This is a genomic window from Gammaproteobacteria bacterium (assembly GCA_024235095.1).
Classification (GTDB): domain Bacteria; phylum Pseudomonadota; class Gammaproteobacteria; order Competibacterales; family Competibacteraceae; genus UBA2383.
Genome location: JACKNC010000003.1, coordinates 404,309 through 418,658, shown reverse-complemented (window position 1 = coordinate 418,658; position 14,350 = coordinate 404,309). Strand labels below are relative to the sequence as shown.

The 14,350-nt window shown below is 56.8% G+C and carries 15 protein-coding genes and 3 pseudogenes; 9 read left to right on the top strand and 9 right to left on the bottom strand.

Features of this window, described 5'->3' with window-relative positions; all coding sequences use genetic code 11:
- The first annotated feature begins 31 nt into the window (after positions 1-31).
- Together H6973_18760 and H6973_18755 are read left to right on the top strand one after the other, a co-directional pair.
- Positions 32-313 (top strand): helix-turn-helix domain-containing protein, encoded by a 282-nt coding sequence (locus H6973_18760; protein ID MCP5127585.1) that lies wholly within the window; start codon positions 32-34, stop codon positions 311-313.
- Positions 310-969: an IS630 family transposase gene (locus H6973_18755; GenBank protein ID MCP5127584.1), complete on the top strand. Its 660-nt coding sequence runs from the start codon at positions 310-312 to the stop codon at positions 967-969. Before H6973_18760 ends, H6973_18755 begins: the two co-directional genes overlap by 4 nt.
- A gap of 78 nt (positions 970-1,047) precedes the next feature.
- Here H6973_18755 and H6973_18750 read toward each other — a convergent pair.
- A pseudogene (locus H6973_18750) lies at positions 1,048-1,723 on the bottom strand (IS1595 family transposase).
- Between the two features lie 110 nt (positions 1,724-1,833).
- Here H6973_18750 and H6973_18745 point away from each other — a divergent pair.
- Positions 1,834-2,762, top strand: a pseudogene (locus H6973_18745) (IS1595 family transposase).
- Positions 2,763-2,817: 55 nt separating this feature from the next.
- Here H6973_18745 and H6973_18740 read toward each other — a convergent pair.
- Positions 2,818-3,375, bottom strand: coding sequence for an IS630 family transposase (locus tag H6973_18740; protein MCP5127583.1), 558 nt, complete (start codon positions 3,373-3,375; stop codon positions 2,818-2,820).
- Complete coding sequence (locus H6973_18735; protein MCP5127582.1) at positions 3,341-3,571, bottom strand: winged helix-turn-helix transcriptional regulator; 231 nt, start codon at positions 3,569-3,571, stop codon at positions 3,341-3,343. Before H6973_18735 ends, H6973_18740 begins: the two co-directional genes overlap by 35 nt.
- Before the next feature lie 188 nt (positions 3,572-3,759).
- Between H6973_18735 and H6973_18730 the strand changes: the two genes are divergently transcribed.
- Together H6973_18730 and H6973_18725 are read left to right on the top strand one after the other, a co-directional pair.
- Entirely contained in the window at positions 3,760-3,990 is a 231-nt protein-coding gene (locus H6973_18730) for a hypothetical protein (GenBank protein MCP5127581.1), read from the top strand.
- Positions 3,991-4,160: 170 nt separating this feature from the next.
- A complete protein-coding gene (locus tag H6973_18725) occupies positions 4,161-5,525 on the top strand; it encodes a transposase (protein MCP5127580.1) in 1,365 nt (454 codons plus the stop codon).
- Positions 5,526-5,569: 44 nt separating this feature from the next.
- Here H6973_18725 and H6973_18720 read toward each other — a convergent pair whose 3' ends face one another.
- Both H6973_18720 and H6973_18715 read right to left on the bottom strand, forming a co-directional pair.
- Positions 5,570-6,481 carry an ATP-binding protein gene (locus tag H6973_18720; GenBank protein MCP5127579.1) on the bottom strand — a complete coding sequence of 304 codons (912 nt, stop codon included), beginning with the start codon at positions 6,479-6,481 and terminating at the stop codon, positions 5,570-5,572.
- Positions 6,478-7,929 carry a transposase family protein gene (locus tag H6973_18715; GenBank protein ID MCP5127578.1) on the bottom strand — a complete coding sequence of 484 codons (1,452 nt, stop codon included), beginning with the start codon at positions 7,927-7,929 and terminating at the stop codon, positions 6,478-6,480. Before H6973_18715 ends, H6973_18720 begins: the two co-directional genes overlap by 4 nt.
- A gap of 219 nt (positions 7,930-8,148) precedes the next feature.
- Here H6973_18715 and H6973_18710 point away from each other — a divergent pair, with 219 nt between their 5' ends.
- Entirely contained in the window at positions 8,149-8,448 is a 300-nt protein-coding gene (locus H6973_18710; protein MCP5127577.1) for a hypothetical protein, read from the top strand.
- Here the strand turns inward: H6973_18710 and H6973_18705 are convergent.
- Positions 8,433-9,764 carry a helix-turn-helix domain-containing protein gene (locus tag H6973_18705; GenBank protein MCP5127576.1) on the bottom strand — a complete coding sequence of 444 codons (1,332 nt, stop codon included), beginning with the start codon at positions 9,762-9,764 and terminating at the stop codon, positions 8,433-8,435. The genes H6973_18710 and H6973_18705 overlap by 16 nt on opposite strands.
- 629 nt (positions 9,765-10,393) lie before the next feature.
- On the opposite strand from H6973_18705, the pseudogene H6973_18700 reads away from it, so the two are divergent.
- The 3 genes and pseudogenes from H6973_18700 (at position 10,394) to H6973_18690 (ending at position 13,253) form a co-directional block, all read left to right on the top strand.
- Positions 10,394-11,074 (top strand): annotated as a pseudogene (locus H6973_18700) (IS6 family transposase).
- A gap of 77 nt (positions 11,075-11,151) precedes the next feature.
- Positions 11,152-12,315 carry a DUF423 domain-containing protein gene (locus H6973_18695; protein MCP5127575.1) on the top strand — a complete coding sequence of 388 codons (1,164 nt, stop codon included), beginning with the start codon at positions 11,152-11,154 and terminating at the stop codon, positions 12,313-12,315.
- A 137-nt stretch (positions 12,316-12,452) separates the two neighbouring features.
- On the top strand, positions 12,453-13,253 hold the full coding sequence (locus tag H6973_18690; protein MCP5127574.1) for an SDR family oxidoreductase: 801 nt from the start codon (positions 12,453-12,455) through the stop codon (positions 13,251-13,253).
- Between the two features lie 32 nt (positions 13,254-13,285).
- On the opposite strand, the gene H6973_18685 is transcribed toward H6973_18690, so the two are convergent.
- The 3 genes from H6973_18685 to H6973_18675 all read right to left on the bottom strand — a co-directional run bounded on the left by H6973_18685 (position 13,286) and on the right by H6973_18675 (position 14,333).
- Complete coding sequence (locus tag H6973_18685; protein MCP5127573.1) at positions 13,286-13,615, bottom strand: hypothetical protein; 330 nt, start codon at positions 13,613-13,615, stop codon at positions 13,286-13,288.
- A 261-nt stretch (positions 13,616-13,876) separates the two neighbouring features.
- Positions 13,877-14,158 (bottom strand): cupin domain-containing protein, encoded by a 282-nt coding sequence (locus tag H6973_18680; protein ID MCP5127572.1) that lies wholly within the window; start codon positions 14,156-14,158, stop codon positions 13,877-13,879.
- Complete coding sequence (locus H6973_18675; protein ID MCP5127571.1) at positions 14,088-14,333, bottom strand: carboxymuconolactone decarboxylase family protein; 246 nt, start codon at positions 14,331-14,333, stop codon at positions 14,088-14,090. Before H6973_18675 ends, H6973_18680 begins: the two co-directional genes overlap by 71 nt.
- Positions 14,334-14,350: the final 17 nt, after the last annotated feature.

Sequence of the window (14,350 nt, the reverse complement as noted above, 5' to 3'; positions counted from 1 at the left end):
ATTTTAGTAAAAATTTTTATGAGATGTTATCATGTTAACACTAGATGACATTATCGATTCGAAAGAAAATCTGGAAATGAAAAGAGCATTAGCGGTCAGGATGGTGCTCCTTGGGTTCAAAACAAAGGATATTTGTAAACTGTTAGGCGTTTCAGATGCTTTTGTAAGCAAATGGAAAATCATTTACGAAAACGAAGGTCCAGAAGCCCTACGAATTCAATATAAAGGGGGTAAAGGGTTTTTAACAGAGGATGAGCGTTATGAAATTATCTATCATTTAAGAAACCTTCTCATTGTACAGTTGAAGAATTGAAAGATTATATTGAGCGCCATTACGGTGTGGTTTATCAATCTCGGCAATCTTACTATGATTTTCTAAAAGAAGCGGGATTCAGTTGGCATCGAAGCCAAGCCATGAATCCGAAGCATAACGAAACGGAAGTGCTTTTAAAGCGGGAAGAGATCAAGACTCAACTTGAGGTGTGTCAGGCTGAGATTGTATCCGGTGAAGTTATTGTTCTTATTGAAGACGAATGTCACTTAGTTTGGGGAGATACGCTGGGTTATATTTGGGGTTGGTGTAATGAAAGAACGGAGGCACCGATACAAAATGTGAAACAAAGACAGACCTATTATGTGGTATTAAATCTGTATGATCAGAAATTTATTCTTAATCCTTATGCTTCTGGAAACGGGAAGAATACGATTGAATTTATCAAGTATTTACAGAGGCTCTACCCTGATAAGAAGTTGATTATTATTTGGGATGGAGCCACCTACCATCATAGTAAAGAAATGCGGGCTTATCTGAATCAAGTTAACCAAGGTCTTGAAGAAAAAGACTGGAAAATAACTTGTATTATTTTAGCTCCCAATGCACCGGAACAAAATCCGGTTGAAGATGTCTGGTTAGCGGGAAAAAATTTTCTAAGAAGCTGTATTGAAACTAACTCATTGATTTTCATATAGCCAAAGGGGATGAAATTGGGCTAAAACGAGGCTATTATTTTAATTTGGCTCAATATGGATTCCAGTCAGTTGGCGTTGTTAGGCGACCAGCAGTTCCAAGAGAGGTCTGAGCAAGCCTTTGCCCCGAATGCGGACGTTATGCACGAACTGAAAGAAGCCCAGGTAGAGCGGCAGCTTTTCTTGCGAAATTCCTCGATGGGGTCGCAACCAGGAACGCAACAGGGACCAGAAACCCTCAGCGGTATTAACATGAATCTCATGGAAGCCATCGCCATCGTCGTCGCGGGCGTATTCACCCCGGCTGTGACACACCGTATGATGATCAAAGCCCCAATCCTTCAATGGGTTATAGATTGCATATTCATCGGTATACACCCGGGTTCCCGGGGCGATGAAAGTCTGAAGGAGCGGTTGGATGGTCGCTTGCTGGACATTATCCAGCATCCGGACGACCACCGCGCCGCCGCGCTCAATCATGCCGAGAATCGGCGGCTTTTCCTGCTCCAGGGTGCCTCGACCCCGTGCCCCCTTCAGCCGGCGACGCCGCCCGCGGCGGCCTTTTTTTTCACCGCGTCCGGATGCCCTTTATGCCCGGCCACCATATAGACCTCGTCGCATTCCACTTCCCCCGCCAAGGTGGGTTCGGGTTGGCGGGCGACGATACCTTGGCGCAGTTGCTCGGTCATCCGCTGCACGTCTCCGGATTCAACGCCAACTCTTGGGCAATCTGGGCATTAGACAAGTTCAAACCCATAAAATATAGGCTCAATATGGATTCCAGGCTGTTGAAGATGGCTCGCCCTGCCAAGGGACAGGAGCTACACTGAAGAGGTTTTGAACCGCCGCGCTCCAGGTTTCCCGTCGATGATCAACCTTCAGAATCTACTGGACGATGTCCGGTGTTACGAAACGGTCCGCCAACTGCGCTGGCCCGATGGGGTTCACTGCCCCCATTGTGGGGCGGCGAACGTGACGAAGCAGGGTCACGACACGACCCAACCGGCGCGACAGAAATATCGGTGTGCCGGGTGCCATCGCTCTTTTGACGATCTAACCGGGACGGTGTTGGCCGGCCACCACCCGCCGTTACGAATTTGGATATTATGTTTATATTTTATGGGTTTGAACTTGTCCAATGCCCAGATTGCCCAAGAGTTGGCGTTGAATCCGGACGACGTGCAGCGGATGACCGAGCAACTGCGCCAAGGTATCGTCGCCCGCCAACCCGAACCCACCTTGGCGGGGGAAGTGGAATGCGACGAGGTCTATATGGTGGCCGGGCATAAAGGGCATCCGGACGCGGTGAAAAAAAAGGCCGCCGCGGGCGGCGTCGCCGGCTGAAGGGGGCACGGGGTCGAGGCACCCTGGAGCAGGAAAAGCCGCCGATTCTCGGCATGATTGAGCGCGGCGGCGCGGTGGTCGTCCGGATGCTGGATAATGTCCAGCAAGCGACCATCCAACCGCTCCTTCAGACTTTCATCGCCCCGGGAACCCGGGTGTATACCGATGAATATGCAATCTATAACCCATTGAAGGATTGGGGCTTTGATCATCATACGGTGTGTCACAGCCGGAGTGAATACGCCCGCGACGACGATGGCGATGGCTTCCATGAGATTCATGTTAATACCGCTGAGGGTTTCTGGTCCCTGTTGCGTTCCTGGTTGCGACCCCATCGAGGAATTTCGCAAGAAAAGCTGCCGCTCTACCTGGGCTTCTTTCAGTTCGTGCATAACGTCCGCATTCGGGGCAAAGGTTTGCTCAGACCTCTCTTGGAACTGCTGGTCGCCTAACAACGCCAACTGACTGGAATCCATATTGAGCCATCATTATATAGTCAAACAGTTTTTAGATAGTTTGAAAAACCGCTGTTAGTGCATCAAAAAGAGTTTGACAATTTGGAAGAATTTTTTTCAACTTCCCCTTAAGAATAGCCCAGTAGTTTTCAATAGGATTTAAATCAGGTGAATAAGGAGGTAAGAATAACAACTGATGTCCATTTTCTTCAATAATGCTTCTTGTTTCTTCCGATTTATGAAAGCTTGCATTATCCATAACAATAATACAATTTTTTGGGAGTACGGGGATTAAGCACTTCTCAAGCCAAGTATTAAATATCTCCGTATCCGTATAAGATGCATAGGCCAGCGGAGCAATAATTTCATTATTGATGAGACCACCAATCAAATTAAGTTTTTCAGTGGGTTTGCTTTTCCTCTCACCGATAATGATTTCGCCCCTTGGTCTCCAACCCCATTCATTTCTGATATTGTCATAAAATCCAGATTCATCAACATAAACAACATCACGAGACCCATCTTCACGCGACGCATTTTGCTCTAATTGTTGAGTAAACTCTATTCTTTGCTGTTCATCTCTTCCGTCGTACAGAAATGTTTTTTTTATAAGTAATCTTTAGCGCCTTTAATCTTGATTGAACAGATGAAGGTTTAACAGAAAAATGTTCCGCGATTTGCTTTATAGTCACAGAAGGATTGTTTCTAATGTAATCAATTAAATCAGAGTCACGAAACTTTCTTGCACGAAATTTCGGGTAGTGTCCCTCAACTGCTGTGGTGAACCTAGATGCTACTTTGATCATGCTGGGGCATCCGCCTCTGAGCTATGGTACTCAGCGGGGAGATCAGCATGGAGTGGGAGTCGTTGTATTGCCCAAACCGGAACTGCCGTCACTATGGAAAGCCCTTTAAAACAGGACAGTTGATCAAAGATGGGAGTAGCCGTGGTCATCCAAGAGCGCTCTGCCGAGCGTGCGGGAGACATGTCGTCTTGAGTTATGGAACGGCCTATTGTGGTTTGGATGCTGAACCCGCCGTTTTCGAATTGGCGGTACGCGCACTGGCGGAGGGGACTTCGCTGCGGGCGACCGCCCGGATTGTCCTGACGGACAAAGATACGGTGTGTGCCTGGTTGGACCGGGCGGCGCGCCAGTGTCGGCGGGTGATGCTCTATCTGTGGCATGATTTACATGTACTCATCAGTCATAAGTTCTCTCCCTGAAAAGCCTTGACGGCCGCTCCTCAAGAGCAGCATGAATTCCCCTCAGCGGTCCGCGCCTGAACAACCCGGTCGCCCGAGGAGAATCCATGCTGATTTATGTATACCATGCTTGAGAAAGTTTTCGCAGCGCCTTTGCGCGGCAGCGCAGTTGGCTGCTGTTCTGCGCGGTGGTGTTGAGCTTTCTCGCCGCCCCGGAAATGATCGGGGTGACGTCAATGTGCCGGTTCTGGCAGGGGAATGAAGCGGTCTATCACCGGTTTCTGCATTTCTGTCGCTCCAAAGCTTATGATCTAGAGACCCTGTTGGCGACGTGGCAGGGTTATGTGTGGCGTCAGGCCGTCGCCGTCCAGGTGGCCGGGCGGGCTGTCTTGTTGGGTGATCATACGCTGGTGGTCAAGGATGGGGGGCGTATGCCAGGCGTCGTGTCGTTACATGACGCTTCAGAAACCCAGCACAAGCCATCGTACTTCCGCGGGCACTGCTGGGGCGCGATCGGGGTGGTGGTTGGCGCACTCGATGCTTGTTTTTGTTTGCCTTTAGCCCTGCGCATGCATCAAGGCTTTTGCCATTTAGGTCAGGTGGAACCGACTTCACCCCAAAGGGGCGCGGACCCGAGCCTGCCCGAGCGGGTGGTGCAGATGGCCCTGACGTTGACCATCGATCAGGATGGCCCCGCATTTTTAGTCTTGGATGCCTTTTTCTCGATCGCGGGGGTCTTTCGCTTGGCCCAATCCGTTTATTCCATCGCCTTGAAGCAACCGTATTTGGTGATCGTGGCCCGGGCCAAGAAAAATTACGTCGCCTATTTTCCGGCGACCCCGAAGCCGGCCGGCCGGCCCGGACCACAACCCCGTTATGGCGAGAAAGTCCATCTGATAGAAGTTTTTGATTATCCACAAGGTTTTGACGAGGTCGAGTGTTGCGTCTATGGCCAGCGGGAACGGGTGCGGTTGATGAGCGTCCCCTTACTCTGGAAGCCCCTCGGCGACGCCCTCCTGTTCATCTTCGCGATCACCTCGCGCGGCCCTTTGGTCCTCATGTGCTCCGATCTGAGCCTCTCACCCATCACCGCGTTGGAACTCTATTGTGTCCGCACCCGCATCGAAATTCTGTTCGCGGTATTAAAGCAGCTCCTGGGCGCTTTTTGTTTTCACTTCTGGACTTCACACCTACCACGCCATGCCCGCCGTCCGACCCGGAATCGGTCGCTCAAGGCCCCGGTGATTGAGCGTCAGCCCACGGTCGCCGCCTGTTGGCAAGCCTATGAAGTCTTCGTCTTCTGCGCCGTGGTCGCCCAAGGCTTGTTGCAGCTGATCGCTCTGCGCTTTGGCCCTGAAGTCTGGCAACAACATCGGTTCTATCTGCGCACCCGTTCCCGCGACCTGCCCTCGGAGAAAACAGTCCGGCAAGTCCTCGCTCCTCAGGTGATCAAACCACTTCTCGATCTCCCACCAAACAGTCTCATCGCGCAGATCCGACACGCTTTCCAAGGTACCACGGAGGAGGAACCGGCCGACCCGCCTTCGATCGTCTGAATCCTTGCTCAAATCACTCGGTTAAATAATGTATTCTTGGCTGATTAACCTTCAGTCAGGGGCGGTCTTATTCGACGATTAGACCGAGAACTTACGACTGAGGAGTACTTTTTAACATTGGCAGAGTGGCCACCCAACTCGGTCACCGTCTCTGGAGCGAGGTGATTGCTCGGTGTATCACGGTCCATTGAGGGGTCACGCTCCGTCAGCGCGGCGGGCTGTTGTCGCCCTTGGGCCTGTTCAGTCCGGAAACTGGGTCCGGTCAGTTCCAGGATGATGGCATGGTGGACCAACCGGTCGATCGCGGCCGCCGTGGTCATGGGATCTTGGAAAATCCGCTCCCATTGACTGAACACGAGATTGCTACTGATAAGGACGCTCTTGCGCGCGTAGCGCTCGGCCAAAAAGGTAAATAGCACTTCCATTTCCGCCCGGCTTTGTTGGATGTACCCAATATCATCCAGGATGATGGCGGCGAAGCCGTCCAACTTATGGAGTTCCTGTTCCAGCCGCAGCGCCTGTTTGGCCGCCAGCAACCGTTGCACCAGTTGGTAAGCGGGCGCGAACAGGACGCGATAACCTCGTTCTACCAAGGCGTGGCCCACGGCACACAGGACGTGCGTTTTGCCGCGACCGGGTAAGCCGAAAGCCAGCACGTTCTGCGCCTGCTCGACAAACGACCCTTCACACAGCGTGGGGAGTTGGCGCCGTACCGGAATGGGGAGATGAGCCATCTGCAAGGTGGTCAGGGTTTTGTTGGCCGGCAAGCCGGATTCCTTGCGCCGCCGCTGAACCCGGCGCTGGTGGCGTTCCTCCAGTTCCAATGCCGCCAGGGTGTAGAGATAACGGGTAAAGCTCCAACCCGACCGTTCGGCCTCAATGGCAACGGTTTGCGCTTGGGCCAGCATGGTCGGCAAGTGGAGTTCGCGCAACAGATGGTCGAGTGTGTCCGTCATTGTGTCAGCCCACCGAGCAGGGCGTCGTAACTGGCCAATTCGACCGCCGGGATCGCCAAGGCCGGCACGACCGGGGTGGCCGGACGGACCAGTTCGCGCACCCGGTCCGGCTCGGGCACTTGCCCGGCTTCCAACACCCGTTCCAGGGCGGCCTGGACGTCCGCTTCCTGGGTCGAGGCGGCCAAGTGCAACAGCCGCAGGTAGGCGGCATCCCCCGCGGTACCGGGATGGGCCGCTTGCAGGGCCGCGTAGGCTCGGCGAAACACCAGCGTCGGGAATAACGCTTCTCGATAGCGATAGCGAACCAAGGCGCCGGGTTTTTGCACCAGCGACCAGATTACGTGGCGGTAGTCGATGGCATGATGGGACCGACCGATCAGCCGCGGCATCTCCTGAATCCAGGTCTGGCCGGCAAAGACCACCCAGTGGTTTTCATAGATCTGCACCCGCAGGGATTGATGCAGCAGTCGGGGCGGTACGGAATACCGATTGCCGAGCACGTTGATGGTGCTGTTTTGGCTGACCCCGACCGTGACTTCCTTAAACTCGGGGAAACGATCGACCGGGAGCGGTTTCATCACGGCAAGCTCATCCTGTAACCGGGCTTGGCGGCGGTGGTTTTCCTGCGTGAGTCCCTGCTCCAGCCACCGGTCAAAAGCCGTCTCGGCATCAAACTCACGGCTGCCCCGCCGTAGCAGGCCCTGGTTCAGAAACCGTTTGAACGCGCCGTTCTGGGCCTCCACCGTGCCATTTTGTTGTTTCTGGCCAACTGCGATGGTGCGCGGTTTCATCCCCAAGTGGGTCATCAGCTCCAGATACTCGCGGTTAAAGTCCCGCTGGCCGGTGCGCACTTGATGGGTAGCGCCGGTCGAGTTGTCGGTCTGATGCCATTCCGGTACTTTTCCTAACCGAAATAGGGCTTCTTGAATCCCCCGTTTCAGCGCCAGCACCGACTCCGAGCGACAGCGGCAGGCCCACTGCCAGTTGGCGTAGGGCAACACCAGGTGACACAGCAACGGCGCGTACGGTGCGCCTTGCAAGGTCAGTCCCAACTCGCCGGTGTGGGTAAAATCGGTCTGCGCCGCTTCCCCCGGCCGGTGTTGCTGCGGAAAGAACAGTTCGACCGCCCGGTCATCTCCATGCACCACTCGCCACTGCTGCACCCGCCGTTGCAACGTCCGGAGCTGGCCCGGCACGAACTGACCCGGGTATTTCTCCTGCAACTCCTCGAACAGGGTCCGTGCCCACAGTCCCGGCGCTTCCCTCAAACGGGCCTCAATTTCGGGCCAGACCGTCGCAAACGGATCCGACCGGGTCCGCCACTCCCGCCCAGTTTTGAGTTCTGAGGGCAACTTTCCCAACCGCTGATCCTTGGCTGCCGTCTGTCGGCAGACACCTGCTTTGGCCGCCGCTCTCCCCTGATTCCCCTGCTTACTCAGCTCTTTCATGATCATTCTCACCTGTCGGTCGGTCGTTATCACGCCTGTGCTCTCCGGCTTGCCAAAGCGCACAGCTTGCCATCAACTTACAGGTGGCCTGCCATGTTAAGGTCTAATTTCATCCATGTTAATGTGTAATTGTCACCGAGCAGCTTTCCGCGCGGCGCGTTCGGCTGCCTCACAGGCTAAGCGCCGTTTCCGCTCTGAACGGGATTCGGGCGTGATTCCTTGCGCGATCAGGGCAGCCTTGCGCGCAGCGATTTCCTGCTGTCGGCGTTCGTGTTCCGCCTTGCGGGCCGCTTTCGCTTCCCGATTACGGCGCTCGATCTCCCGTTGCTGGCGGCGTTTTTCCTCGCGGGCTTTCTCGTCCCGGCGGTGCTGGGCTTGGGCTTGCTGGCGCTGCTGGGACGCGTCCAGGCGTTGTTGCCCCGCAGCAGAGCATGGACCGCCTGGACCGCGCGCTTATCGGTGGCGCTCATCGGCGAATCCTCCAGAACTTGCGTTCGTGCCCATCAGGCCACGGCCTGACCGGGGACCACTAGGCGTTGTCGGGCCTGCGCGATCACGGCGGGCCAGGCGTCCTCAGAGGCGTCATGAACCCCCTGATAAACCTGGGTCAGATCTTCCGCTGAACACCTGGCTTTTTGCATCTCCCGGAGCACCGCGTTAAGCGCATCGCGCCGTTCGGCGGTGAGCGGCGGACGGCGGGCAGGCAGGGCGCCCATGGGGCCAAAGGTGCGCTGCGCCGGCGCCGCAGGTGCTGTGGTGGCGCCCCTGCGGACTTTGGCGGCCAAGGCTTGCAGGGCCTGTACCGGATCGACCGGGCGCTCCACGACAGAGGGAACCGGGTCGGCGACCGAAAGAGGGGGGTGCGCTGCGTAGTAGCCTTCCAACCGTTGCTGGTGCTGCGCCTCGGCCGCCACCATACGCGCTTCAAATTCGGCGTTCTGGCGCTTTTTCTCTTCGGGTGAGGGGATGATCGGGGTTGACGGAGAACACGTTTCCCATCGCGTTTTTGGGCTGTTCTCGCAGCGTTCTTTGCCCACCCATTGCACGACGGTTTCGATCCAGGCCGCTTCGGTCATTTCGCAGTAGCCTTTCAGCGCCCGGCATTTCTCAATGCTGTGGCTTAACGCCGCATCGCTCAAATCTTCACGGACGTTCCGCTGCCGAATGGTCTTTTGGGCTGCTTCGATCACCGCATCCGTTAGTTTCGTCATCCGGTTTTTTTCTGGTTCAGAGACAGAGAGAGCAGGGGCTGTGGCAGAAGCAGACACCGGGGTTGCCGCCGCGCGGGCGCGCGCATGGTTGCTCTCTCTTTCCATGGTTATATCTCTACATGATTTGTGGTCACCCTGGATTACCAAGTCATCAGCTTCTTGGTTACCTAGAGTTACCAAGTCATCAGCTTCTTGGTTACCTAGAGTTACCAAGTCATCAGCTTCTTGGTTACCTAGAGTTACCAAGTCATCAGCTTCTTGGTTACCTAGAGTTACCAAGTCATCAGAAAGACTATCTTGAGGAAAATGGCAAACCTTGCTTTCCATAGCTTGGGGAAAGACAGCTTGATAGTTCCAACGCCGGTAACCACGTCCTTTCCCCCATGACCGGCGTTCCAACCAACCTACTTCAATTGCTAGGTTAAGATGACGAATAACATGAGGTTTGCTTAGGCCGGTAACCTGTATTAGATCAACGATTTTTGGATAGCAGTGGCCGCCGTTTTCATCCATGAAATGAACACTGAGGGTGAGTAGAACCAGTCGTGTGGTGGGTGGTAAATCACTCTCCCCTATGGCTCGTTGCCAACAGGATTTAAAGCTCGGAGGATTCGCCGTCTTCATGGCTGCTCCTCCATCGATGGGGAGCGGGTGCTCGCGCCCTGTTCCGGCAGCGTTCGCTGCGGAGCGATTCGGCGCCGTCGGGAGGAAGGGCAAAGAGGGGGTGAATAGAACGCTGTAGCCGCGTCCAAGGAGGGCCGATCAGACGGCTGATGGGTCTGCGCTTTCATGGATTTCCCTTTTTAAAGGCAACACTTCACCTGTGAGGGTCTTGAAAGCTGCGCCATGACCGCTATAATCAGAGGTAGTTTATGTGCTCTGATTGTCGTCCTTAGCGGATCGATAGGCGACGATCCTTCAAGATCTCACATGCCACCCCCGGGTTTTATCGCTCGGGGGTTTGGTCTTTTTGGGGTAGTGGGTTGTTAGCTCATCAGGATGTTTAACCTCGACATGGAACTTTTCTCCATTATAGCGAATTTTGCCGACGCGGCAGCCCTCAGTGACGTCGCTTTCACGTTTCAGACGACGGACCCGCGGTGGGGCCGGATCGCTCCACGCACTCCGCATCGTCCGGGGCACGCCAACTTGTACGCAGCACCGCATCGGTTTCACGGGTTCTGTTGCGTTAGCTGAGAGGACTCGATTTCGGTAAGCTACGCACCCACCCAGTCCTCCACTTGAGAACCCGCATGATTGACTTCAAAGGCCATCGTTTCGAACAAGACATCATCCTGACCAGTGTCCGTTGGTACCTCGCATATCCGTTGAGCTATCGGAACTTGGAAGAGATGCTGGCGGAGCGGGGTGTCGACGTGGATCATTCCAGCGTTTACCGCTGGGTTCAGAAGTTTACCCCTCAATTGGAGGCGGCTTTCCGCAAAGGGCAGAAGCGCCCGGTGGGTAAGAGTTGGCGGATGGATGAAACGTACATCAAGATCAAAGGCCAGTGGAAGTACCTCTACCGCGCCGTCGATCAGGAAGGTCAGACGATCGACTTTCTCCTCACCGCCCATCGCGATAAGAAAGCCGCCCGGCGCTTTCTCAAAAAGGCGATACGGTAGCACGGCCTGCCGAACAAGGTCACGATCGATAAAAGTGGGGCTAACACCGCGGCGGTCGAGGCCCTGAAAGAAGAAACGGGTCACCCCATCGAGATCCGCCAAAACAAGTACTTAAACAATTTAGTGGAACAAGATCATCGCGCCGTTAAACGGATCGTCCGGCCAATGTTGGGATTCCACTCTTTTCGTTCGGCCCGGGTGACCCAGCAGGGCATCGAACTCATGCACATGATCAAGAAAGGCCAAATGATCATGGCCGAAGGGCCGAGTCTCTCCGCCGCAGGACAATTTTATTCACTGGCTGCCTAATAACCTGCAAGAGTAACCCAATCGTGCTCGAAAAAAATTAACGCAACAGAACCCATCGCACCCAATCCGCCGTCTCGATGCAGGTGCGCCGCCTGGAAACGACGCTGGATCGGAGCTTGTTCCAACGCACGGGGCGCGGAGTGCAACTCACTCCACACGGCGAGGCGCTGCTTGGCTATGCCCGCCGGTTGTTAAAGCTGCATGATGAAGCGCTGGCGGTGCTGACCCGCCCGGATTTGACCGGCTTTATCCGCTTGGGTACGCCTGATGATTACGTCGAACGGTTTTTGCCCGACATCCTGGTGCGCTTCGCCCGCGCGTTTCCCCGGGTGCAAGTCGAAGTCCATTGTGAGCCGAGCCTGCATCTGCGGCGATTATTGGCGGAGGATCGGCTTGACCTGGCGCTGATCACCTGCGCGCCGGGTGCGGAAACCGGGGAAGTCCTGCGTCGCGAACCTACCGTATGGGCTACGGCCGAACGCCATCTGGCCCATGAACAGGACCCATTACCGCTGGCGCTGTTTCAACCCGGCTGTCCGTTCCGCGACTGGGCGCTGGCGGGTCTCGGCGAAACCGGGCGTCCCTATCGCGTGGCCTACACCAGCGCCAGCATCACCGGCTTGTTCGCCGCTGTCACCGCTGCCGCCGGCCAGCATTACGTTGCAACGGGGCCGTTCGATCTCGGCCGCCAGCGAATGCCTGGCCGATTACCTGCGCGAGGGGTTCGCCCTGGAGGCGCGGCCCGTGCTCCGCGATCCCGTGGGCTGGATGGCGGTAGCTTAATCGGGGTTTTGTGGCTTTCATTTCCCGGTCCTCTCCCGGACGTTAACCCATCCATCGAGGTCGCTATGGAACGGATCTTTTTCATCATCGCTGCCGGTTTGGCCGGCCTGGCCGTCGCGCTGGACGCCTGGGGCGCGCATGGGTTGCCGGGCTGGCTGGATGCTCACCGACTAACCCTCTTCGAGACCGGAGTGCGCTATCAGATGTACCACGCCCTGGCGCTGCTGGGCGTGAGCGGGGCCGGCACGCGATGGCCCAGTCCGTGGGTCAATGTCGGCGGTTGGCTCTTGATCAGCGGCGTGCTGGTGTTCTCGGGGAGCCTTTACCTGCTCAGCCTCACCGGCATCAAAGGGCTGGGCACGCTCACGCCGCTCGGCGGGTTACTGTTGCTGGCGGGTTGGGGGTGTTTAGCCGTGGGCGTGTGGCGGGCGCACTCGCGAGCTGGGTCAGGGCGATGATTGCATCCGGCGACCCAACCCCGGACTTTCCTTTCAACAAGGCGCTCTTGGGGTCCCTGGAACCGTCCAGGGCCTGGATCTCTACCAAGGCATGAGCGGCGTTTTGTCCCCCTGACGCCTCATATCGCGAAGACCTTATGAAAACGATCCTCATCACCGGCGCGACCGACGGCATCGGTCGAGAAACCGCCCGCCAACTCCTGGCACAGGGCTACCGGGTGCTGCTGCATGGACGCACCCACGAGCGCGCGCAGCAGACGATCAACGCGCTGAACGCCGCTACGGCGGAATCGGTCTGGGGTGACTTGGCCGAGATGCCCCAGGTACTGGCCTTGGCGGACCAGGTCCGGCAACACACGCCCGTCCTCGATGTCCTGCTGCACAATACCGGCGTCTATGAACACACGCGCCACCTGACTGCCGACGGTTTCGAGCGGACGATGGCGGTCAACCATTTTGCGCCCTTTCTACTCACCCAGACGTTGCTCGATCTCGTCAAAGCCAGTCCTCAGGGCCGCATCATCACCGTCAGTTCCATCGCGCATCAGAGCGGGCGGCTGGACGTGAACGATTTGACCTTCGCCCGCCGCTTTGACGGCTATGCCGCGTATGCGGCCTCGAAACTGGCCAATATTCTGTTCACCCAGGCGCTGGCGCGGCGCTTGGCCGGCACGGCGGTCACCGCCAACGCTTTGCATCCGGGGGTGATCGATACGAAGCTGCTGCGCAGTGGGTTTGGCATCGGCGGCGCACCGGTCGCCGACGGGGCGCGCACCTCAGTCTATTTGGCCACGGCAGCGGAAGTAAGTACGATCACCGGGCAGTATTTTGTTGACGCTCTGCCGGCCACGCCGTCCACCACCGCCCGCGATGAACGGCTGGCCGAAGCACTCTGGCAAGCTTCCATGACGGCGCTGCACCCGTTCCTGACGCCGTAGAAACGCCGCCCTGCTCCCGCCCCCAATACCGCTTATTCGCCGCTGGCGGGCGGCCCCGTGGGTTTCCCGCGCCTCATCTGGACCTGACGAATCAGCCATCGCCACTGTGGCGGGGTCCTCCCAAGACCCGACGCCTGCGCCCATTCGGGCATGAAACGGCTCCACCCGGAACGATTTCGGAGATGATGAACGATCTGCGCACACAACCACGCCTCGTCAAAACCGCTCCATACGCCGGCTACCGTCAACAGATTGGCTGACACGACCGGCGCGACTTCCCGCGCATATACTTCGTGCAGCTCGCAGGTACTCAGCCCGGAATCCGCCATCGCCTGGGCGATTCTTTCGAGGTCTGCGAGCATGAGCTCGGTGTCCAGAAACAGTTCCGAGAACGCGATCCACAGCGGCTGACGTTGGGCGAGCCATGCGGCATCCTCCAGTGAGGACCCGGGTGCACCTCCGGGGCTTTTCCTGGCCCGGCGCAACCCGCATGCCGCGATGCACGACCGAGTCATCCCGGTGTAGCCCCGGATCCCTTGAAGCACAGCCCTGAGTCCATCCATAAGGCGTTGGCCACCCGTCATTGGATGCGTCCTGTCTGCGCTCCCGGCCCATCGCCGGGATCACCCCGGTTGCGCCGACCCTTCAAAAGATCCGGTCGATGCTGCTCCGGCGTCCACCCGTTGGGGAAACGAGACCTCCAGCACCACACAGCCCTCATCGGTCTTAAAAGGGCCGTGCCATTCGCCGGGCGGGCGGCTGGCGTAGTGGCCCGCCTCCAGCCATTGATCAAACGCTTGGTCATGCAAGCGACCGCTGACGATGAACACCTCTTCAGGGTAGGCGTGAACTTTCCCACCCCACGCCGTCGTGTCCGCGCCGGGGAGAAAGCGCGTCGATGCCAATGGCGATTAGTTCCTTGGTTTTTTTCGGTAACGCGCCGTCAGCGAACGCTGCGTGCTCCAAGTCAAGAAAGGCTTGATAGACCTGGGAGCCGTGCTTCAACAGCGTCTGATGCGCCCATTGCCGGGTTCGGGTCAGTGATTCCAAGGTTTCGCGACGTTGCGTCGCCGCCTCCATCGGGTTTTCTTCTGGCA